This is a genomic window from Methylocella sp. CPCC 101449, from assembly GCF_031921685.1.
GTDB lineage: Bacteria > Pseudomonadota > Alphaproteobacteria > Rhizobiales > Beijerinckiaceae > Terripilifer.
Map to the genome: position 1 here is coordinate 313,998 of NZ_JAPDHU010000003.1, position 19,515 is coordinate 333,512.

Consider the following 19,515-nt stretch of genomic DNA (forward strand, 5'->3'; position numbering starts at 1 on the left):
AATAAAAAAGCCCCGGCATGCCGGGGCTTTTTCGATCGAGATGAACCGGCGGGTCACGCCGTGATGCGTTCGTCCGCGTCGCTGGGCTCGCGCAGCACATAGCCGCGGCCCCAGACGGTTTCGATATAGTTGCGGCCTTCGCTGGCATTGGCGAGCTTCTTGCGCAGCTTGCAGATGAAGACGTCGATGATCTTCAGCTCCGGCTCGTCCATGCCGCCATAGAGATGGTTGAGGAACATTTCCTTGGTGAGCGTCGTTCCCTTGCGCAGGGAGAGCAGCTCCAGCATCTGATATTCCTTGCCGGTGAGGTGCACGCGGTTGGCGCTGACCTCCACCGTCTTCTGGTCGAGATTGACGACCAGATCGCCGGTCGTGATGACCGACTGCGCATGTCCCTTCGAACGGCGCACGATGGCGTGGATACGCGCCACCAGTTCGTCCTTATGGAAAGGCTTGGTGAGGTAATCGTCGGCGCCGAAGCCGAGACCCTTCACCTTGTCCTCGATACCGGCCAGACCCGAGAGGATCAGGATCGGCGTCTTCACCTTGGCGACGCGCAATGTGCGCAGCACCTCATAGCCGGACATGTCCGGCAGGTTCAGATCGAGAAGGATGATGTCGTAATCATATAGCTTACCCAGATCGATCCCTTCTTCGCCGAGATCGGTCGTGTAAACATTGAAATTCTCAGATTTAAGCATCAGTTCGATGCTTTGAGCCGTCGCGCTGTCGTCTTCGATCAGTAATACGCGCATGTCGTGTCCCCACCTTGTCCCGCAACTTCGACCACCCAACTGGAGCGTCGCGGCCGCAGACAAATCGCCAACGGAGCAATCCCGTGTCTTCTACCGGCTTGGTAGTGTTAACGGCGATTGGTTAACAAAGCGTGTTTTTCGCCTGACTCATTCATACATAGAAAACGATTCATCGTGCAAATCTTTCAGAATCAGTGAGTTCGCATGTGAATTCGAATTAAAGTTTTGGATGAACAAAGCCCTATAAGGGATTCTGCGGACTCATCCTGGTAACGAATGGCCCGATCGCCCCGGTCCGGGCGCTCCCTTGGTCATCTGAATGGGCACGACGCCGGATCGCGCAAATCGCGCGAATCGCTTGTCGAAATCTGTTGCCGCCACTCGCGAAATCCGTCCCGCGGTAACGAAGCGGTTACGATGCTGTGGCATGGTGAATCTGTCTCGCGGTCAAAAGTAAACAGCCGGTGAAAACCCTGGGGGGATCACTGGCATGGCGTTCGTCAGCGTTTGGAGTTCGCGTAATGAAATCGCGGGATACCCTCATTCGACTCAAGAGATTTCAAGCGGACGAGAAGCGTCGCCGCGTCAGCCAGATCGAGGCGATGATCGCCGAATTCTCGCGCATGCAGTCCGAACTCGACCGCGAGATCGCGACCGAAGAGCAGCGCTCCGGCAATGCCGATCCGAGCCATTTCGCTTATTCCACCTATGCCCGCGCCGCGCGCGGCCGTCGCGACAACATCACCAATTCCGCTAACGAACTGCGGGCCCAGCTCGAGGAAGCAAAGCTCCAGCTCGAGGCCGCCGTGGAGGAACTGGCCAAGGTCCAGAACCTCGAAGGCCGTGACAAAAGCGGCGAGCGCCTTGTCGAGGTTCCGCGCGCGGACGCGATGATGCTGCGCCCAGCCGGCGCCTGATTTTTCGCCTTTTTGCCTCTCGTACGGCCCGGACCTAGGTGGGTTCGGGCCGTGCTGCGTTTTTATGGCGCATTTTCCGCAATTTCCGTCGGAATGTCTTGCATCGGTCACGAAGTCATGCACGGATCGCATGACTTCGGCGAGGCCTCGGCCCTGCCGAACGAGGGGCGCCCCAGGGACTGCGCACGAGAGCGAATGTGAAACAACTGAAGAAATTTTTTTGGCCCGTCATCGGTCTGGTGGCGGTCGTCTGGTCGCTCAAACTGCTCTACGCGAAACTTCTCGCGGAAGTCGCGACCGATCCATCCGTAAAAGCCATGCTCAAGACGAGCGGCTTTTTCAGCGATCTCGGCATCATCGCCACATCGATCGGCAGCAAGCTGTCCGCCATTCCCGCGCACAGTTATCTTCTTGCCGCTCTCTCCACCCTCGTCGCCTATGCCGCCTTGGCTTGGTACGACCGCATCGCCCTCATCCATCTCGACCGGCAGAAGGGCATTTCCTGGATTTACGTGTCGGTCTGTTCCTTCGTCACCTATGCGCTGTCGCACAACATCGGCGCCTCGGTGTTTTCGGGCGGCATGGTGCGCTTTCGCGCCTATACGGCCAAGGGACTGACCGGCGCCGAGGTCGCCATCCTCGTCGCGCTCTGCTCGTTCACCTTCGCCTTCGGCACGATCATCCTGCTCGGTTGGGTGCTGCTGTGGGAGCCGCAGATCTTGAAACCGCTGACCAGTTTGTCGGCGAAATTCGATCTCGGCGAAACGCCGGCCCGTATCATCGGTGTCGGCCTGCTGGTGCTCTGCGCGCTCTACACCATCGGCGCCTGGCTGCACTTCAAGCCGCTGCAGATCGGCGGCTTCAAACTGGTCTATCCGCGCATGCCCGTCGTGGCGCGCCAATATCTCGCGGCGCCTCTCGAACTCGCCGGCGCCGCCGGCATCATCTATTTCGCGCTACCGGCCGATGGCAATCCAGGCTTCGCCGTCGTGCTCGGCGCCTTCTTGCTGTCGTTCTCGGCCGGCCTTTTGTCGCAGGTGCCGGGCGGCGTTGGCGTGATGGAAGCGGTCTTCCTCGCGATCATGCCGCAGATCCCCGCGACATCGGTCTTCGCGGCCTTGCTGGTCTGGCGGCTATTCTATCTGATCATTCCGCTGATCCTGTCCCTACCCGTCATTCTCCTGTTCGAACGCTCGCAACTCGGACAGGCGACGAAGGACATCGAGCCGCCAAGCTCGATTCTCAAACATTAGAATCGCATTTCAGTCCGAATGCGATTTTTGTTTGAGAATCTCTGATTCCGACATGCCGAAACGCAAATCTCTATGCGGCACAGCCAAGCTGCGCCGCATTTGTCTTTAAAAAATCTCATTATTTCCAACTTTTACGGTCAGATGGATCGAACATGCGCCTTTGCGCGTTGTGATTGTGACCATACTGCCCGAACACGTTTGGACGGCCGCCACGGCCCCCGTTTCAGGCATCGGCCTGTGAGGAGACATGGCGGTTATCCTAAGCGTTCACTGGGGCGTGCACGATTCGAGCGCGGCCCTGTTCGACGATTATACTCTTCTGGCAGCTGTGCAGAAGGAACGTCTGACCCGCATCAAGAAGGATGGCGGCGACCCCAGCATCTGCATCGATGAAGTGCTCAACATCGCCGGTCTCGATCGGTCCGCCATCGACGTGGCCGTGTTCAGCCGCATGCTTGTCGAGCGCGGGATGTTGCGCCAGCCGCTGCTGCGTTCGTTAGGCGAGAGGTTGCAAGGCAAATCCAGCAAGACGACCGATCTCGCCGCGCGCATGCAACGCGCAGTCAGCATGGATGTCACGCGCGTCGTCAATGTCGCAGCTCTGCGCCGGCATTTTGGTCTGCCGCGCCACACGACGATGCATTTCGCCAATCACCATGAAGCCCATGCCTTGCCGGCGCTGTTCCACACCGATTGGGACAATGCGCTGCTCTACACGGCCGACGGCTATGGCGACAACGTCAACTACAGCCAACGCATCTTTCGCTACGAGCAGATCGATTGCCTGTTCGGCGACGATCGCTGGCTGCTCACGCCCTATCGGCACGACAGCATCGCCCGCGCCTATATGTATGTGACCGAGGCGCTCGGCTTCAAACCGCTGCATCACGAAGGCAAGATCACCGGCCTCGCGGCGTTTGGCGAACCGGCGCTGGCGGAGACGTTCAGAAAGCCGTTCACAGTCGACAAGCGCGGCATCATCTCGAGCACGTTCAGCAGTGCGCACGAACAGCGCGCCTATTACTTCAAGGCTTGCGCCGATCAACCGCGCGAAGTCTGCGCCGCCTCCATTCAGGTGGCGACGGAATCGGTCATTCTTGAATCGATCAACCGCATTCTGGAACGCGAGCGCGTGTCGCACATCGGTCTTGCTGGTGGGCTTTTCGCCAACGTCAAACTCAACCAGCGCATCGCCGAGGAAACCGGCATCGCCGAGGTCTTCGTCGTTCCACCCATGGGCGACGAAGGCCTGACCATCGGCGGCGCGCTCGATTATCTGCTGCGGCGAGACGGCATGTCGGCATGGCTGCGCCAACGCCGTCGTCTCGACAGTATCTACACAGGTCGCGATTTCAGCGACCAGGCGACCGCCCGTATCCTCGCCCACGACAAACGCATTCGCGTGATCGAAGGCTCGCCCGCGGCGACATCGGCCCGCCTCATTGCGGACGGTCAGGTCGTCGCCACCTTTCTCGGGCCGATGGAATATGGTCCGCGCGCGCTGGGCGCGCGCTCGATCATGGCCTCGCCGCATCGCCGCGACATCAACGATTCCATCAACAAGCGTCTCAACCGTACCGAGTTCATGCCCTTCGCGCCGGTGGTGCCGGAGAGCGATGCCGCCGATGTCTTCGACGTCACGTCGGCCAATGCCTATGCCAGCCGTTTCATGACCATTACCTGCAACGTCAAGGCCCAATGGGCCGAGCGCATTCCCGCGGTCGTCCATGTCGACAATACCGCCCGGCCGCAGATCATCAGCCGCGCCCCCAACCCGCTCTATTTCGACATTCTCGACGCCTTCAAACACCAGACCGGCACGCCCGTGCTGATCAACACCAGTTTCAACGTCCACGAACAGCCGATCATCAACACACCGGAAGAAGCGGCCACCGCTCTCGTCGACGATCGCGTCGACTTCCTGGTCACGGGTGATGCGGTTTTGATGGCGAACAGGTGACGCATGTTCACCGCGCGCGAAATCATCATTTTCTGCGTCGGTCTCGCGCTGGCCCTGGCCATCTGCCTCATGGTGGGGTGGATCCGCAGTGCACGGCGCAAGAGCAATCTCATTCGCCGCGATGCCAATCGCGCGACATTGAACGCGCAGGCCCGCCTCAGCCAGATCGATGGCGAGTTCGTGCTGCTGGCTGGAGATTCCACCGTGGCGCATCTGGTCTTGAATCCGATCGCCGATCTGCCGGTAATCGAGGTTGCTTTGCCGGGTCTGACCAGCGATCAATTCCATGCCCGCATCGCCAGCATTCTCGCCGGCCGCCGCCCGCGCATCACCGTACTGTCGATCGGCGCCAATGATGCCCTGCAGAACGGCGCAGGCGAGACGACACGCGGCCATTTCCGCGATAATCTCGGTAAGATCGCCCGCACAGTTGCCGGCACCCAGGCCACCTTCATTCTTTCCCTACCGCGCATCGACGCGGCTTCGCCCGATTATTCCCATCGCGCCACCGCCATGGATCGGCTCAACCGGGAAGTCAGCGCCTTTGCCCGCGAACAGCGCTGGATCTATGTCGACGGCGCCCAGATCTGCGACGCGGCCGCCCGGGACGGCCAACCCATGGCGTCGCTGGACGGTTTGCACCTGACGCCCGACGCGTCCCGGGAAATCACCCAGGCACTGCGCCAGCGCATCGCCAGCGTATTGGACCCGGACAGCAAAAAGCCGGCCCCTGCGGACCGGCCTTTCCAAGCTTGAAACGCTTCTGAGCGTTACTGGCGATATTGCTGAATGCGGGTGGTCCGCAGACCAGCCAGACCGTGCTGATCGATCGACATCTGCCAGCTCAAGAACTCGTCCACGGTCAAGGTGTAGCGGGAGCAGGCCTCGTCCAGGGACAAGAGGCCGCCGCGCACCGCGGCCACAACTTCGGCCTTGCGCCGGATCACCCAGCGCTTGGTGGTCGGCGGCGGGAGATCCGCGATCGTCAGAGGACTTCCATCGGGCCCGATGACATATTTGACCCTCGGGCGGTGGGGCTCGGTCATGTTACTCACTCGCGTACTAAATGGTGACCTCAACTGTCATGAAAGCTACCGCCGCCGATTTAAAATTTGCCTAAGTGAGGCGCGGATTTTTACCGTAAAAATCGCCTAAAACCCTGCCATTTATTGCCAATTTCTTTCCACACCCCACTAAAGCGTACCCCTTCGAAACAGGCGCAAACGGATGGTTAACCATACGGACGGGCAGCCAGATTTTTGCCCCAATCCGGCGACGGTTCTCGGCGCCTTGCCTAGCGCCCCCATCGTCCCCAAATAAAACAGGGCGCGAGCCTGACTGTTTGGCGGTTGCATTTGCGGCCGGAATGGTCTTTGACATCGGCCTGTTCCACGAGTTTTGACCCCATGTTTTCCGCCCGAAGCCTCGCAGAAGCATCCGGCGCCCCGCTGAATTCGCTTGGCCTGCCCAAGCCGGCGGGGGAAACGCGCGTGGTCGTCGCCATGTCGGGCGGGGTTGATTCGTCTGTTGTCGCGGCGCTGCTCGCCCGCGAGGGCTATGACGTCATTGGCGTCACCCTGCAGCTTTACGACCATGGCGCCGCCACCCACCGCAAAGGCGCCTGCTGCGCCGGCCAGGACATCAACGACGCCCGCCGGGTCGCCGAGCGCATCGGCATTCCCCATTACGTCCTCAACTATGAGGGGCTGTTCCGGGAAAAAGTCATCGACGCGTTCGCCGATTCCTATCTGGCCGGCGAGACGCCGATTCCCTGCGTCGCCTGCAATCAGCACATCAAATTCGCCGATCTGTTCGACACCGCTATCGATTTGAATGCCGATGTGCTGGCGACCGGCCACTACATTTCCTCTCGCGCCACGGACGGTTCGGAGGAGCGCGCGCTCTATCGCGCCGCCGACGCTGATCGCGATCAGAGCTATTTCCTGTTCGCCACCACCCGCGATCAACTGCGCATGCTGCGCTTTCCGCTTGGCGACCGGCCCAAGGCGCAGGTGCGCGACCTGGCGCGTGAGTTCGGCCTCGTCGTCGCCGACAAGCCCGACAGCCAGGACATCTGTTTCGTGCCCTCGGGCAAATACACCGACATCATCGCCCGTCTGCGGCCCGAAGCCGGCGAGCCCGGCGACATTGTCCACATCGATGGGCGCGTGCTCGGCCGCCACACCGGCATCGTCCGCTACACCATCGGTCAGCGCCGTGGCCTCGGCCTCGCCGACCACGCGCAGACCGGCGGTACGCCGCTCTTCGTCGTGAAACTCGATCCCGGCAAGCGCCAGGTGATCGTCGGGCCGCGCGACGCGCTGGCCACACGCTCCGTATATCTACGGGACGTCAATTGGATCGGCGACGGCGATTTCTCAACGATTCCCGAGGCCGGCATTGAAATCGCCGCGCGTCTGCGGTCCACGCGCGCGCCGGCACCTGCGGTTTTGCGTCGCGACGACAAGGGCGCCGCCATCGTGGAACTTTTGTCCGGCGAGGATGGTGTATCGCCCGGTCAGGCCTGCGTTTTCTACGAAGACGCCTCGCCCCGCGCCCGCGTGCTCGGCGGCGGTTTCATCCGCGCCACCGCTTAAGACAAGCCCACGCTTGCGTGTAATGCCTGTGCAAGGCAAGCATGCCACGGTAGAGTGGAAGAACACCACATCATGCCCGGGGGCAACGACAAGCGCGTGCAGACCATTACCAGTTCCAATGTCGAGGACGCCTACGCGCGCTGGGCGCCGATCTACGACAATGTCTTCGCGCTGATCATGCGGCCCGGCCGCCAGGCCGCCGCCGATGCCGTCAATCGGCTGAACGGCCGCGTGCTCGACGTGGGTATCGGCACCGGCCTCGAACTGCCGATGTTCTCCGACCATGTGAAGATTTCCGGCATCGATCTCTCCGCGCCCATGCTCGACATCGCCCGCCGGCGTGTCGCCGATCTCGGCCTGCGCAATGTCGAGGAACTGCGCGTCATGGACGCGATGAACCTCGAATATGCCGATCACACGTTTGATGCGGCGGTCACCCCTTACGTCATCACCACGGTGCCGGATCCGGCGCGCACGCTCGATGAGATGGTGCGCGTGGTGCGCCCTGGCGGCGAAATCATCATCGTCAATCACATCGGCGCGGAAAGCGGCCCCGTTTGCTGGATCGAAGCGGCGATGAGCAATCGAGCCGCCAAACTCGGCTGGCGGCCGCAATTCCCCTGGTCGATCATCGGCGATTGGATTGCCGCGCGGCCGCAGGTCGAATTGCTCGAACGGCGCACCTTGCCGCCGCTCGGCCTGTTCACGCTCGTGCGGCTGCGGCGGAAATAGAGTCACGCATCGATCGCGGCTCCGGCTTCGGTGCCGTCTGGCCATCGTAGCGTTGGCGGGCTTGCTCGACCAAGGGCTGATGGGTGAAGGCCCACTCGCCCAAGGCCCGCACGGGCGCCTGCAACGACACGCCGAGCGACGTCAGCTCGTAATCGACCTGCGGCGGCACCGTCGGCCGCACGGTGCGCGTCACGAAACCGTCGCGTTCGAGACCGCGCAAGGTCAGCGTCAGCATCCGCTGCGAGACGCCCTCGATCGAGCGGCGCAGTTCGTTGAACCGCATCGGACCACGACCGAGCGTCATAATGACCAGAACCGACCATTTGTCGCCGATACGGGTCAGGGTTTCCCGGACGTGCTGACAGCCGCCGGTGACACTCATGTGCCTTCGTTCCATGTCTGTGCCTTCTTGCGCTGAGATCGCGCCAAAGCTAGGTAACATTTAGTAACTGGGGTTCAAGCCCAGGAACTGCCTTTTCCGCAACTGGAGCATCCCGTGCCGTCGAAACTTCACGTTATCATCACCAGCACCCGCCCCGGCCGTGTTGGCCCCGCCGTCGCCAAATGGTTCCATGGCTATGCGCAAAAGCATGGCGGGTTCGACGCCACGCTGGTCGATCTGGCGGAATTCAATCTGCCGGTCTTCAACGAGCCGATGCATCCGCGCATGCAGAAATATGAACACGCGCATACGAAAGCGTGGAGCGAAAGCGTCAAGTCGGCCGATGCCTACGCTTTCGTCATTCCCGAATACAACTACAACCCGCCGCCGTCCTTCTTCAACGCGCTGAACTACGTCTACAACGAGTGGAACTACAAGGTCGCCGGCTTCATCAGCTATGGCGGCGTGTCCGGCGGCCTGCGTTCGGCGCAAGTGGCGCGCTCGATGGCCACGACTATGAAACTCGTGACGCCGCCGGAAGGCGTGCCCGTCCCCGCCGTCGGCACGTTGCTCGACGACAAGAAAGAGTTCAAGGCCAACGACGCCATCGAACTGTCGGCCAAGACCCTGCTCGACGAAATGGTCAAGTGGGACTCGGCGCTCAAGACGCTGCGCTGATCTTCTAGAAATAGATTGCGTGAACCATCGGCACTCCCGGTCGCACGGCCGGGAGTGTTTTAGTTTTTCTTCATCCGCTTCAGCACATCGGCCAGGGAGCCACGGGCATCGTCATAGCCCTCCCAAGGCTTGCTCTTCTTCAGCAAGGCCGGCACGGTACGCACCGTGAAGGCTTTCGGATCGAGACCTTTGCGCACACGCGTCCATGGCAGCGGCATCGACACCGGCGCGCCAGGACGGCCGCGCGGCGATAGAACGGCGACCGCCGTCGACTTGCGATCGTTGCGTAGATAATCAAGAAAAATCCGCCCGCCGCGTTTCGCCTTCGCCATATTGACCACGTAGCGCTCGGGCGCATCGGCCTCCATCGCCAGGCACAGCGCATAAGCAAAATTCTTCGCCGTCGGCCAATCGGCAAGACCCCGGCCTTTCTCGACCAGCGGCACGACCACATGCAGCCCCTTGCCGCCGGTGGTCTTGCAGAAGCTTTCAAGCTTCACCGCCGCGAGCCGTTCCTTCAAATCCTTCGCCGCGTCGATCACCGCATCGAAGGGCACGTCAGGACCGGGATCGAGATCGAAGACCAGGCGGCCGGCATGCAGAGGATCGCCCGGCACCCCGTTCCACGGATGCAGTTCGAGCGCCGCCACCTGAGCCAGAGCCGCCAGCGCCTCCTTATGATCGATGGTGACATAAGGCACTTTCTCGCCCGACACTTTCATCAGATCGATGAGATCGGACATGCCCTGCATGGCATGGCGTTGAAAGAAGCTCTCGCCGCCAATGCCATCGGGCATGCGCACGATGGAACACGGCCGGCCGAAAAGATGCGGCATCATCCAATCGCCGACCGCTTCGAAATACTGCGCCAGATCGAGCTTCGTCACCGGCTTGCCGTCACCGCCATCCGGCCATAGCGCCTTGTTGGGCTTGGAGATGTCGACGCCCATCACCCGCGACAGGGAGCCGGCGCGCGGCAAGGGCTGCGCCACGGGCGCGGCGGTCGCATGTTGCGCGGGCTTGGGCATTTCGACCTCCACCTCTTTCGCCGGTTTGTCGCTGCGCAGTCCCTTGAATGCCGCCTGCCGGACCATGCCATCATCGGTCCAGCCGGCGAATTCGATCTCGGCCACCAGCTCCGGCTTCAGCCAATGAATCGTCTTATCGGCCTTCGGCGCATTCTTGCCGCTGAACGGACTGCGCCGCGCCGCATGGGCTTTCAGCACCGGCATCAGCTTCTGCACGACGCTTTGGCCATAGCCCGTGCCGATGCGCCCGACATAAGCCAGTTTGCCATCGCGATAGACGCCACCGAGCAACGAGCGGAACGCTTTGCCGTTCGACGTCCAGGCACCAATGACGACTTCATGCCCGGCGCGGCATTTGATCTTGCGCCACAGATCGCTGCGGCCGGGGCGGTAAGGTGCTTCCAGACGTTTCGAGACGATGCCTTCGAGATGCAGCTCGCGCGCCGATTGCAGGACATCCGCGCCATCGGACAGAAAATGTTCGAGATAGCGCAGACGATCGTCTTTCTGACCACGCAGGAAAACGCTCAACCGGTGTTTGCGTTCCTCCAGCGGCGCCTCACGCAAATCCTCACCCTTCAGGAACAACAGATCGAAACCGAAAAAAACCAGTTCCCCGGTATCGGAAGCCGACAGCGCCGCCTGCAACATGGAGAAATCGGTTCGGCCATCCTGATCGAGCGCGGCAATCTCACCGTCGATCATGCAATCGGGCAAAGCCCGCGCCGCTTCGGCGATTTCGGGAAAACGCTTCGACCAGTCGAGCCCGGTGCGCGTCAAAACCGCGACCTTGCCCGCTTCGACGCGCAGGATGACGCGATAGCCGTCGAGCTTCACCTCATGCGCCCAGCCCGCGCCCGTCGGCGGCTGATCGAAGGCCGCGCAGAGCTGCGGCTCGACAAAGGGCGGCATCGCCACTTTCTCGCGATGTTTCGCCAGCTTGCGCGCGCCTACGGTCTCCTTCGGTTTCGAATGCCAGATCGCATCGGGCGAAGGCCCTTTGCGTGTCATGAACGCGTCCGGCGCCTTGCCGCGCCCGGCCGCGATCGTCTTCATCGATCGCCCGGAGGCGGCTGAACGATCGTCCTCAAGCAGGGCATCGTCATCGCCCTCGACCGCATATTCGTCGCGATGTTTAATCAGAAGCCAGTTGGTGCGATTGCTGCCGTTGCGATCATGTTTCATGCGCACCAGCACCCAGCCGCCTTTCAGCCGCTTGCCCTCGAGCACGAATTTCAGATCGCCCTTCAGCAATTCCTTGTGCGGATCGGCCGAGAGCCAATAGCCGCGATCCCAGATCTGCACCGTGCCGCCGCCATATTCGCCCTTGGGGATCGTGCCTTCGAAATCGCCATAGTCGAGCGGATGGTCCTCGACCTCGACCGCCAGCCGTTTGACCGAAGGGTCACGCGAGGGCCCGCGCGTCACCGCCCAGGATTTGAACACGCCGTCGAGTTCCAGGCGCAGATCGTAGTGCAATCGGGTCGCATCATGTTTCTGGATGACGTAGCGCAGCGCCTTCGACTGCACCGTACCGGCAGTCCTCCGCGGTTCTTGGCCCTGCGGCTCCTTCGTCTTCGCGAAATCGCGTTTGGCGCGATACGTCTTGAGCTTGCCTGACGCCACCAGCCGGCCTTTCCGCAACAGGCGACCGGCCTTCCGAGCCCGATCCACCAAGCGCCGCACGATAGCGCAGAAATCGGCGGGAGAAACCATCGCGAAGGCAGCTTCGCGGCGCGCCGCCTTGACGCTGCAAGTTTACTACATTAAATGAAGTTATCTGAATAAGGCGGAAACTGTCGTGTGGAAGGGCGCGACTGAGTTTGCAGCTTGTTCGTTTGAAGCTTCGACTCTGCGTGTGCCATCCGACCGGCCTCTGGTGAGGAAAGGCCCTGTCGTGCGTTCAAACTTCTTTTCGCAACGAAGCTCCAAGCTCCGTTGGCTTCAACGTTTTACAATCGCCACCGCGTTGTTCGCGTGTTGGCCGCTGCTGAGCCATGCGAATGATTGGCCGGCCCGTCCGGTCCGTCTGCTTCTGCCGTTTTCGCCTGGCGGCCCTTCGGACGTCATGATGCGGATCATCTCCGAAGAGGCGGGCAAGCGGCTGGGACAGCCCATCGTCGTTGACAATCGCCCTGGCGCCGCCGGCCGCATCGCCTTCGACGCGCTGCGGCAAGCTGCGCCCGATGGCTATACCGCCGGTTATCTCAGCACGAGCGCGCCGATGCTGGCGGCCATCAATCCAAAACTGCCTTTCGACTTCCAGACGAACTTCATCCACGTGGCCTTGCTCGCCGAATTCTACGGCGTGCTCGCCGTCCACCCCGCCCTTGGCGTCAAGACAACAGCCGATTTCATCGCCTATGCGAAAGCCCGGCCGAAGGAGGTTTCCTACGGCAGCTATGGCCTCGGCAGCGTCAATCATCTGATGTTCGAACAGCTCTCGCAGATCACCGGCATCAGCGCCGTCCACGTGCCTTACAAAGGTGAATCGGCGACGCTGCAGGATCTGTTGGCGGGCCGCATCCAGGCGGCTTTCCTGGGCCTGCCACCGAACGATTTCGTTCAGGCCGGCCAATTGGTCATGCTCGCGAGCGTCGGGCCGAACCGCTGGCACACCGCCCCCGATGTTCCGACCCTGCGCGAAGCCGGTCTCGACATGGTCTTCCGCGTCTGGTCCGGCATTTCCGTCCCGGCGGCCACGCCGGCCGGCGCCGTCGACAAACTGGCGGAGGCCTATTTGGCGGCGGTGCAGGCGCCCGCCGTCAGAGCCCGGCTGGAGCAGATCGGCTATGTGGTGCTGGCGCAGCCCGGCAAGGCGCTTGCCGAACTGATCGACACCGATCTGCGGGGCTATCGCTCGATCATCGAACGCGGCAACCTCAACCTGTCACCAGGCCAATAAAGCCCTCCTTGGGGCGAACTGGCTCGACGGCCAATCGCCCCAAAAATCCCGCAGTTTCCGTGAGAAAGGCCCAGGCACAAGCTATTCCCGCCTGATCGGCCCGCCACTGCTTGACACCGCCGCCGCCTGCCCCCTATACCCCCGCCACATCCGGCACGCCGGAGACCCCGTGGCGGGGTAGCTCAGTTGGTTAGAGCACGGGAATCATAATCCTGGGGTCGGGGGTTCGAATCCCTCCTCCGCTACCACTTTCTGATCCATCGAAAGTTGATCGTCGCAGCCAACGCTTTCGTTCAGCGTCACGGCAAGCGTGTCACGCCTTCGATCTCCTGCGCGGTCGTTCGCGGATCGTCGGCCGATGGCGGTGGGGTTCTGCCTCGCGCATGGATGACCAGCGGCGACATGCGCTCGCCTGCCAGTGAACGCACGAAGTCAAAGCCGCTGGCGCGCTGGAGAGCCAGAAGATCCTTGCGGCGGCTGAAACGTGACACGGCCAACGGTTTGAATTGTGCGAGCTTGCGCTGCGAAACCTCGCCGCCTTGAAAGACGGCGATCCCAGACGGCGTCACGACGATGTCGCCCGAACGCAAGGTCGGATCCTGCATGAAGGCCGCTGTGATGCCGCTTTCCTCGGCGACGTCGGCAAGCGCCTTGATTTGCTGAAGCTGTCGTTTGATTTCAGCGACCGGCGTATCGCGCTCGGCCTTCACCACTTTCGGTTTCGCAAGCTTCGACTTTTCGAGCCGCACTTTGCGGGCCTGTTTCATGCGCAGATGAGGTGCTGACGGCTGCGCAGGCGCGACGGCCGGCTCTGGTTGGCGATTGCCGAACAGGAAGTCCAGGAGACCGGCCTCAGCCCGCAAGGGCGCGAGCGCCATCACCGCCAGGAGCGCAAGTCGTAGTCTGATCTGTGAACAGCCCCACCAAGCCGTAAGCATGATCATTCGCCACTTGAACTGATGGCATCTAACCAGCTTACGGCAAGCTTGTCTATTCGCGAGGCCAAAATTTCATTATTATTTCCTCAACTTAACCCTTCAAGTCAGATCAATTCAAACGAACCTGAGGGCTATGGAAATGCCCAATCGCAAGGAAATGAGGAGCCTAGCGACACATCGCTGCGGCGCTTGCTGCATTCAATAAGCGCCAAATTTCCAGTTCAGACCGACGCGCGCCAGGCTGCCATTCAGCCTGGCTTTCGCCACGCCGCCAAGGAAACCTTCCGCCGGATCGCTCGATCCACCGGCGATCGCGTATCGCGTCGTGCCGAGGTCGTAATAGAGATATTCGGCCTTCAGCGAGAGACTCTGCGTGATCGCATATTCGACACCGCCGCCGAGCGCCCAGCCGACGCGCGTTCCCGTCTTTCCGCCATTCCACAGGCCGGTATAGGCGACGCCGTTGCTGATGCCGATTGACGACATGGACGTTCCGTCTTTCGCCCGGCCGATCGCCAGACCGCCGGTCGCGTAGATCAAAGCGCGATCGAAGGTCAGACCGACACGTGTTCGCACAGTGCCCAGCCAATCGAGACGGGAGCGCGCGGCCGTGACGATCGACAGATCGTCCACGCCATCCGCAAATTTAAAGACCTGGCTGGCTGACCGTTTGGAGTCGAGATACTGAAGATCGCCTTCGAGGCCGAACAGCAGCGAACCGAATTGATAGTTGTAGCCGAGCTGCGCGCCGCCCGCGAAACCGCCACGCGCGCCGCCAAAGCTCAACGGCACCAGACCGGCCGCGTTGAACTCAGCGATGTCCCCAGCATCGGCAGCACCATCAAGCGCGTAGTTGTAGCGTGTCCGGTTCTGGCTCCAGGTATAACCGGCGTTGAGACCGACATAGAAGCCTGACCAGTTATAGGCCATGATCGCCGGCATGGGCGCGGTTCGAACCTGCAGATCCGCCGACCAGGCCATACCGCTGAAACTGGCGGCCAGGATGCCCGCCAGCAAAACTGTCTTCCTCATATTTCACCCTACTCGTGAGATGGCGCCGCGCCTGAAGCTGCGAACACGGCTCGCATGGGCGGCGCATAAGGGATAACCGCGGCGGCAATCGCCCTGTTAGGCTTGCGATCTCACGATGACTGGTCACGCCGTCTCATACCGGTGGCATTTTAAGGAAAGCGTTTCTTCTCCCTTTATCCTACGCCTTGACCGCTCTTGTGAATCGACAATACTCGATGATGATTCCTCGGCATGGCGGCGGGCTGATAGTTTACGATGGAATTCACCACTGACGGTTTGGCAGCACGGGACACGTTGCACTATTGGAGTGCGACGGTGCTCAAGCGCATGGGCGTGGAGCGCGCCGTATCGGCGTCCAAGCCATTCCAGGCGCGGTTGCGTCGTTCGCTCAGCCCGAGCGGTGAATTCTGGGATCATTATTCGGATACGCTCTACGTCGATCGCTCCCGCGAACGCTGCGCCCGCGATGGTGGCGAGGAAATCTATGTCGGCCTGATCGTCGACGGCTTTTCCAACCTTGAATTCGGCGATCAACGGCTCGCTCTGCGGCCCGGCGACATCTATGTCGTCGATTTCCGCGAGCCGGTCCGCGCCGAATGGCTGCCTCATCGCGAACTCGGCCTGCTCATCAACCGGCAGCATGTCATCGATAGGCTCGGCCAGACTACCTGCACCAAACCTCGCGAAGCCTTTCGGTCTCGATCCGGCTTCACGGCGCTGTTTGCCTCGCATCTGCGGCTTCTTGCCAACGAGGCCCGACACCTTTCCGCAGACGAACAGAGCGATGTCATCGAGGTCGCGATTCAGCTCGCGCTCCTGATGCTGCGGTCAGAACCGGTCGCGCCTGAAAAGCTCGATGGCACGGCTTTCATGGCCGCCGCGCGCCGGCTGATCGCCGAACGGTTGAGCGATCCCGATCTGACGCCCGATCAGATCGCCGCCGCGCTGGGCTGCTCGCGCGCCACGCTCTATCGTCACTTCGAACGGGATGGCGCGGGCGTCGTCGAAACGATCCGCGATTGCCGCCTGGACTCGGTTCGCGACATGCTGATCGACGAGCCCTTGGCTTCCATCAGCGATCTCGCTTTTCGCTGCGGTTTTCTCGATCAATCGAGCTTCAACAAAATGTTTAAGCGGCGGTTCGGCATGGCGCCCGGCCAAGTGCGCGATGGCGGCGAGCCCGCCGCACGCACGAGCCTACATTCGCGGCGCTGAGCACGCGTTGGAGAACAAGGTGTAGCGGCGCCCGTCGCGCTCGAACACTTTCGCCATGTAGCCGATCTGATCGCCATAGCGCACCCGACACCATTCCGCACCGTCGGCTTGCGGACCGCAGGCGTCGGCGACCACGCACGTATTGAGCGGCATCACGGTCAGGAGAGGCGCGCTGAGCGCCGGCCTCTGTCGCAGATTGACCGGAGAAACCAGCCGCACGGATACGGATTGCCCCGGCGCCAGGCGCGGCGCATAAATGTCGTCCTCCCCGGCGCAGCGTTGCGACACACCATAGTAGATGGCGCAGCCCCGCGGCGCACTGATCGCCGGCGGGGCGATCGGAGGCCCGAACTCCCCAAACGGCGACGCCGACGAGCCGCCACCACGCAGTTGCACGCGCTGGCCGGAACGGCTGCGGCCCGAAAAACCGCCATAGGACCGGCGCAGCGTCACCACCGGGCTGCCCGACATATCGGTCAACGTCAGACCGCGCCGGCCCATCTGCCAGCGCGAAACCGACATAAACGTCCCGCCACAGCCAGAGACATTGGCGCGATAGCCGCCGAGAAGACTGCTCGAACCCGACAGTTCCAACCGGCACTGCTGCCGAAGACCGAATTGATCGGTCATAATCATCGACCAGGTGCCACTCACATCATCGAACTGCGCCTCGGCCGGACGGGGCAAAGTGGTCACAGCCAACGTCAATGCGATCACGCACCATGTCGACCGGAGCCTCGCGAAGCGGGAAAGAACGATCCTCGACATCGAAGCAGTGCTGGCTGTCCCTGAAGCAAATGCACCTCAGCCTAGACCAGCATCAACTTGAGCGTTAGGCGCAGCGTCTCGCGCGCTGGTCATGTCGTCTCATCTTGCCACCACTCTTTGCAGCGCAACATCAGCGGGCGATCCGCTTTACAGCCGGAAGCCGTCGATGCGCTCGATTGCAGCCACGGTCGTTGTCGGGAGGATTGGAAGAGGCCTCGCGCTTGGCAAGCCACTTCCGGAAAACCTCGTCCTTCAAATGTTCGATCCAGGCTCGTTCCGGGATCTGGCCCGATCGCCAGCAAGCCAAAAGTGCTTCGTATTCGCTCATGCGCGTACCTAAATCACTGCCCTCCAGACCACCCTTAGGCCCGTAGCTATCAACCTTTTGCGGCCCCTTCCCGGCCCCACTGCGGCAAATATGGCAACAAAAAAGCCGCCCTGAGAGGCGGCTTTCCAAACGAGCGGAGAGAAACGGCTATATAACCTTATAGCCTCGGCGTACGAGCCATTTGCGGAAGAGCACATCCTGCAAATGTTCGATCCATTTGCGATCTGAAATTTGACCAGAAAGACGGCAAGCAAGCAGCGCTTCATAAGTGCTCATGCAAACCTCCCCCACTCCCACGGCCAGCCAGAAACAACATCGCCGGCTGGCTTGCAGAAAGTGACATCAATACGACACGCATGCAATGACAAAGCCGTTGTCTTCAGAAAGCTTCAGAAAGCATCAGAGGGCAAGATTATTAGGGCGTTAATCGCAGCACGTGAGTCGCAGTCTATCCATAGTATGGCAATCATCCTCGCAATCAACAGCTCCACGCCGACGCTCAGAAGTTGTGCACTTGCGCGTCTCCACGCCGTCGCAACTTGAACGCCGACATGTCGTCTCACGCGCTATTCATGCGGGTCGGACATGCGTTGCAACGCAACCGAACCATGGCGGTATCCGACCAATTCATAGCCGATGATCGTCACCAACGGCGCCAAGGTAAGCGCGGCAAGGCAGAGCGTCATCCGCACGCCAGCCGCCGCCATCACGATCGTCGCCGCCAGCACGATGGCTGTTCCGGCCAGCAGCCAGAAGTGAAAGCGATCAAACTCCTGCATCAGATAGGTGTAGAGCGCGTAGATCATCAATAGATAAAAGCCGACGGGAACAGCCACGGTGAGCATCGTCGCCAGCGCGCTGATATGCGCCTTATGCTCGATGTAGAGCCCCGCCACGTGCAGGCCGGCGCCAATCGCGGCAATGGCGGCAAAGATGAACATGTGACCGTAACCCCACACGAAGCACCGCTCGCGATGCGCGTGCAGCACCTGCGCCGACGGGACGACGAAATAGACCCACCACATGCCAAACGTCAGGCCGGTGCCGGCGAAACAGATCAGCACGGCGTCGACGCTCCAGCCCTGCTGTTCGACGATCGCCGAAATCGACGCCACCGTGCCGACGACGCTTTCACCGAGCGCGATTATGGCGAGCAGGCCGTAGCGCTCGGCGATGTGGTGCGCATGCCAGGGCGTGCCGCCCTGCTGCCGCTCGGCGAAGACAGGCCCCAGCAGTTCGATGGCGATCAAGGGAACGCCGCACAGGAAGGATTGCAGCACGGTAATGTCGGCGACGGCCTGGATGATCCAGCCGACCTGCGCGATGACGATGCTGATCGCATAGGTCAGACAAATCCGGCGGCGCGAGGGATCCTGCACGGCGGCGCGCAGCCACTGAAACACCATCGCCAGCCGCATCACCACATAGCCGAGCACCATGATCATATTGTCGAGATAGGGTCCGCCGTCGATCGACTTGAACATGCGCGGCAGGCCGAGGGCGAGGATGAGCACGCCGGCCATCTGCACCATGGTGGTGACCCGGAAAATCCAGTCATCGTTGTCATAGGCGGAGGCGAACCAGGAAAAATTCACCCAGGCCCAGCACACGGCGAACATCGCCAGGCCAAAGCCGATCAACCCCGCTTGGTAATGGCCCTCCGCCAGTTGATGCGCGAATTGCGCGGAAGCAATGCCGAAAGCGATGACGAAGGTGAGATCGAACAGGAGTTCGAGCGGTGTTGCCGCCCGATGCGCCTCGTGCCGGTCACGGCCCCGCAGGGCGGCGGCGCGGTGCGCGGGTGTTTCGGCAACGGAATGCTCTTGCGTCATTGAAAATCTCTCAAGATAAGCGCCAAACGAAAACACCCGCAAAGTAGAACGCGGAACCGGGGCTTGGAAATCCCCCGGGCTTGCTCCCCCGCCGCCTCCGTGCGACAGGAGCCCGGCCGCCCTCACGGCCCCGATACACCCCGCAGCCCCTAGCACGATGACATCAGGAAAAAGGTCGAACTACACTGCCCTCGG

The 19,515-nt window shown here is 61.5% G+C and carries 17 protein-coding genes and 1 tRNA gene; 10 read left to right on the forward strand and 8 right to left on the reverse strand.

Going from position 1 to position 19,515, the window contains the following annotated elements; genetic code table 11:
* Positions 1–53: 53 nt before the first annotated feature.
* Positions 54–755, reverse strand: a complete 702-nt coding sequence (gene ctrA, locus OIM99_RS21640; RefSeq protein ID WP_311852555.1) for a response regulator transcription factor CtrA — start codon at positions 753–755, stop codon at positions 54–56.
* Positions 756–1,276: 521 nt separating this feature from the next.
* Here ctrA and OIM99_RS21645 point away from each other — a divergent pair.
* The 4 genes from OIM99_RS21645 to OIM99_RS21660 all read left to right on the forward strand — a co-directional run bounded on the left by OIM99_RS21645 (position 1,277) and on the right by OIM99_RS21660 (position 5,641).
* Positions 1,277–1,672, forward strand: a complete 396-nt coding sequence (locus OIM99_RS21645) for a flagellar export protein FliJ (RefSeq protein WP_311852556.1) — start codon at positions 1,277–1,279, stop codon at positions 1,670–1,672.
* Positions 1,673–1,869: 197 nt separating this feature from the next.
* Positions 1,870–2,925, forward strand: coding sequence for a YbhN family protein (locus tag OIM99_RS21650; protein WP_311852557.1), 1,056 nt, complete (start codon positions 1,870–1,872; stop codon positions 2,923–2,925).
* Between the two features lie 247 nt (positions 2,926–3,172).
* Positions 3,173–4,885, forward strand: a complete 1,713-nt coding sequence (locus tag OIM99_RS21655; protein WP_311852558.1) for a carbamoyltransferase C-terminal domain-containing protein — start codon at positions 3,173–3,175, stop codon at positions 4,883–4,885.
* A 3-nt stretch (positions 4,886–4,888) separates the two neighbouring features.
* Positions 4,889–5,641 (forward strand): SGNH/GDSL hydrolase family protein, encoded by a 753-nt coding sequence (locus tag OIM99_RS21660; RefSeq protein ID WP_311852559.1) that lies wholly within the window; start codon positions 4,889–4,891, stop codon positions 5,639–5,641.
* Between the two features lie 14 nt (positions 5,642–5,655).
* On the opposite strand, the gene OIM99_RS21665 is transcribed toward OIM99_RS21660, so the two are convergent.
* A complete protein-coding gene (locus tag OIM99_RS21665) occupies positions 5,656–5,931 on the reverse strand; it encodes a DUF1153 domain-containing protein (RefSeq protein ID WP_090696103.1) in 276 nt (91 codons plus the stop codon).
* Between the two features lie 360 nt (positions 5,932–6,291).
* On the opposite strand from OIM99_RS21665, the gene mnmA reads away from it, so the two are divergent.
* Both mnmA and OIM99_RS21675 read left to right on the forward strand, forming a co-directional pair.
* Positions 6,292–7,482: a tRNA 2-thiouridine(34) synthase MnmA gene (gene mnmA, locus OIM99_RS21670; RefSeq protein ID WP_311852560.1), complete on the forward strand. Its 1,191-nt coding sequence runs from the start codon at positions 6,292–6,294 to the stop codon at positions 7,480–7,482.
* Between the two features lie 72 nt (positions 7,483–7,554).
* Positions 7,555–8,214, forward strand: a complete 660-nt coding sequence (locus OIM99_RS21675) for a class I SAM-dependent methyltransferase (RefSeq protein ID WP_311852561.1) — start codon at positions 7,555–7,557, stop codon at positions 8,212–8,214.
* Here the strand turns inward: OIM99_RS21675 and OIM99_RS21680 are convergent.
* Positions 8,186–8,611 (reverse strand): helix-turn-helix domain-containing protein, encoded by a 426-nt coding sequence (locus OIM99_RS21680; protein WP_311852562.1) that lies wholly within the window; start codon positions 8,609–8,611, stop codon positions 8,186–8,188. The genes OIM99_RS21675 and OIM99_RS21680 overlap by 29 nt on opposite strands.
* Positions 8,612–8,710: 99 nt before the next feature.
* Between OIM99_RS21680 and OIM99_RS21685 the strand changes: the two genes are divergently transcribed.
* Entirely contained in the window at positions 8,711–9,274 is a 564-nt protein-coding gene (locus OIM99_RS21685; RefSeq protein WP_311852563.1) for an NAD(P)H-dependent oxidoreductase, read from the forward strand.
* A 59-nt stretch (positions 9,275–9,333) separates the two neighbouring features.
* On the opposite strand, the gene ligD is transcribed toward OIM99_RS21685, so the two are convergent.
* Entirely contained in the window at positions 9,334–11,928 is a 2,595-nt protein-coding gene (ligD, locus tag OIM99_RS21690) for a DNA ligase D (RefSeq protein WP_311853152.1), read from the reverse strand.
* A gap of 445 nt (positions 11,929–12,373) precedes the next feature.
* On the opposite strand from ligD, the gene OIM99_RS21695 reads away from it, so the two are divergent.
* Both OIM99_RS21695 and OIM99_RS21700 read left to right on the forward strand, forming a co-directional pair.
* A complete protein-coding gene (locus tag OIM99_RS21695) occupies positions 12,374–13,207 on the forward strand; it encodes a tripartite tricarboxylate transporter substrate binding protein (RefSeq protein WP_311852564.1) in 834 nt (277 codons plus the stop codon).
* A 171-nt stretch (positions 13,208–13,378) separates the two neighbouring features.
* Positions 13,379–13,455 (forward strand) — tRNA-Met (locus OIM99_RS21700).
* Positions 13,456–13,506: 51 nt separating this feature from the next.
* Here OIM99_RS21700 and OIM99_RS21705 read toward each other — a convergent pair.
* Positions 13,507–14,145 carry a hypothetical protein gene (locus OIM99_RS21705; RefSeq protein ID WP_311852565.1) on the reverse strand — a complete coding sequence of 213 codons (639 nt, stop codon included), beginning with the start codon at positions 14,143–14,145 and terminating at the stop codon, positions 13,507–13,509.
* Positions 14,146–14,343: 198 nt separating this feature from the next.
* The gene (locus OIM99_RS21710) at positions 14,344–15,177 is read right to left on the reverse strand and encodes an outer membrane beta-barrel protein (RefSeq protein ID WP_311852566.1); all 834 of its coding nucleotides are present in this window, start codon (positions 15,175–15,177) and stop codon (positions 14,344–14,346) included.
* A 255-nt stretch (positions 15,178–15,432) separates the two neighbouring features.
* On the opposite strand from OIM99_RS21710, the gene OIM99_RS21715 reads away from it, so the two are divergent.
* Positions 15,433–16,392, forward strand: a complete 960-nt coding sequence (locus OIM99_RS21715) for a helix-turn-helix domain-containing protein (protein ID WP_311852567.1) — start codon at positions 15,433–15,435, stop codon at positions 16,390–16,392.
* Here OIM99_RS21715 and OIM99_RS21720 read toward each other — a convergent pair.
* Positions 16,375–17,088, reverse strand: coding sequence for an AprI/Inh family metalloprotease inhibitor (locus tag OIM99_RS21720; protein ID WP_311852568.1), 714 nt, complete (start codon positions 17,086–17,088; stop codon positions 16,375–16,377). The genes OIM99_RS21715 and OIM99_RS21720 overlap by 18 nt on opposite strands.
* Before the next feature lie 966 nt (positions 17,089–18,054).
* Positions 18,055–19,320 (reverse strand): low temperature requirement protein A, encoded by a 1,266-nt coding sequence (locus tag OIM99_RS21725; protein WP_311852569.1) that lies wholly within the window; start codon positions 19,318–19,320, stop codon positions 18,055–18,057.
* Between the last annotated feature and the right edge of the window lie 195 nt (positions 19,321–19,515).

Coding starts and splice junctions, on each gene's coding strand:
- OIM99_RS21710 (WP_311852566.1), bottom strand. CDS start 15,177: ATGAGGAAGACAGTTTTGCTGGCGGGCATCCTGGCCGCCAGTTTCAGC.
- OIM99_RS21705 (WP_311852565.1), bottom strand. CDS start 14,145: ATGCTTACGGCTTGGTGGGGCTGTTCACAGATCAGACTACGACTTGCG.
- mnmA (WP_311852560.1), top strand. CDS start 6,292: ATGTTTTCCGCCCGAAGCCTCGCAGAAGCATCCGGCGCCCCGCTGAAT.
- OIM99_RS21660 (WP_311852559.1), top strand. CDS start 4,889: ATGTTCACCGCGCGCGAAATCATCATTTTCTGCGTCGGTCTCGCGCTG.
- OIM99_RS21715 (WP_311852567.1), top strand. CDS start 15,433: ATGGAATTCACCACTGACGGTTTGGCAGCACGGGACACGTTGCACTAT.
- OIM99_RS21680 (WP_311852562.1), bottom strand. CDS start 8,611: ATGGAACGAAGGCACATGAGTGTCACCGGCGGCTGTCAGCACGTCCGG.
- OIM99_RS21665 (WP_090696103.1), bottom strand. CDS start 5,931: ATGACCGAGCCCCACCGCCCGAGGGTCAAATATGTCATCGGGCCCGAT.
- OIM99_RS21675 (WP_311852561.1), top strand. CDS start 7,555: ATGCCCGGGGGCAACGACAAGCGCGTGCAGACCATTACCAGTTCCAAT.
- OIM99_RS21725 (WP_311852569.1), bottom strand. CDS start 19,320: ATGACGCAAGAGCATTCCGTTGCCGAAACACCCGCGCACCGCGCCGCC.
- ctrA (WP_311852555.1), bottom strand. CDS start 755: ATGCGCGTATTACTGATCGAAGACGACAGCGCGACGGCTCAAAGCATC.
- OIM99_RS21655 (WP_311852558.1), top strand. CDS start 3,173: ATGGCGGTTATCCTAAGCGTTCACTGGGGCGTGCACGATTCGAGCGCG.
- OIM99_RS21645 (WP_311852556.1), top strand. CDS start 1,277: ATGAAATCGCGGGATACCCTCATTCGACTCAAGAGATTTCAAGCGGAC.
- OIM99_RS21695 (WP_311852564.1), top strand. CDS start 12,374: ATGCGGATCATCTCCGAAGAGGCGGGCAAGCGGCTGGGACAGCCCATC.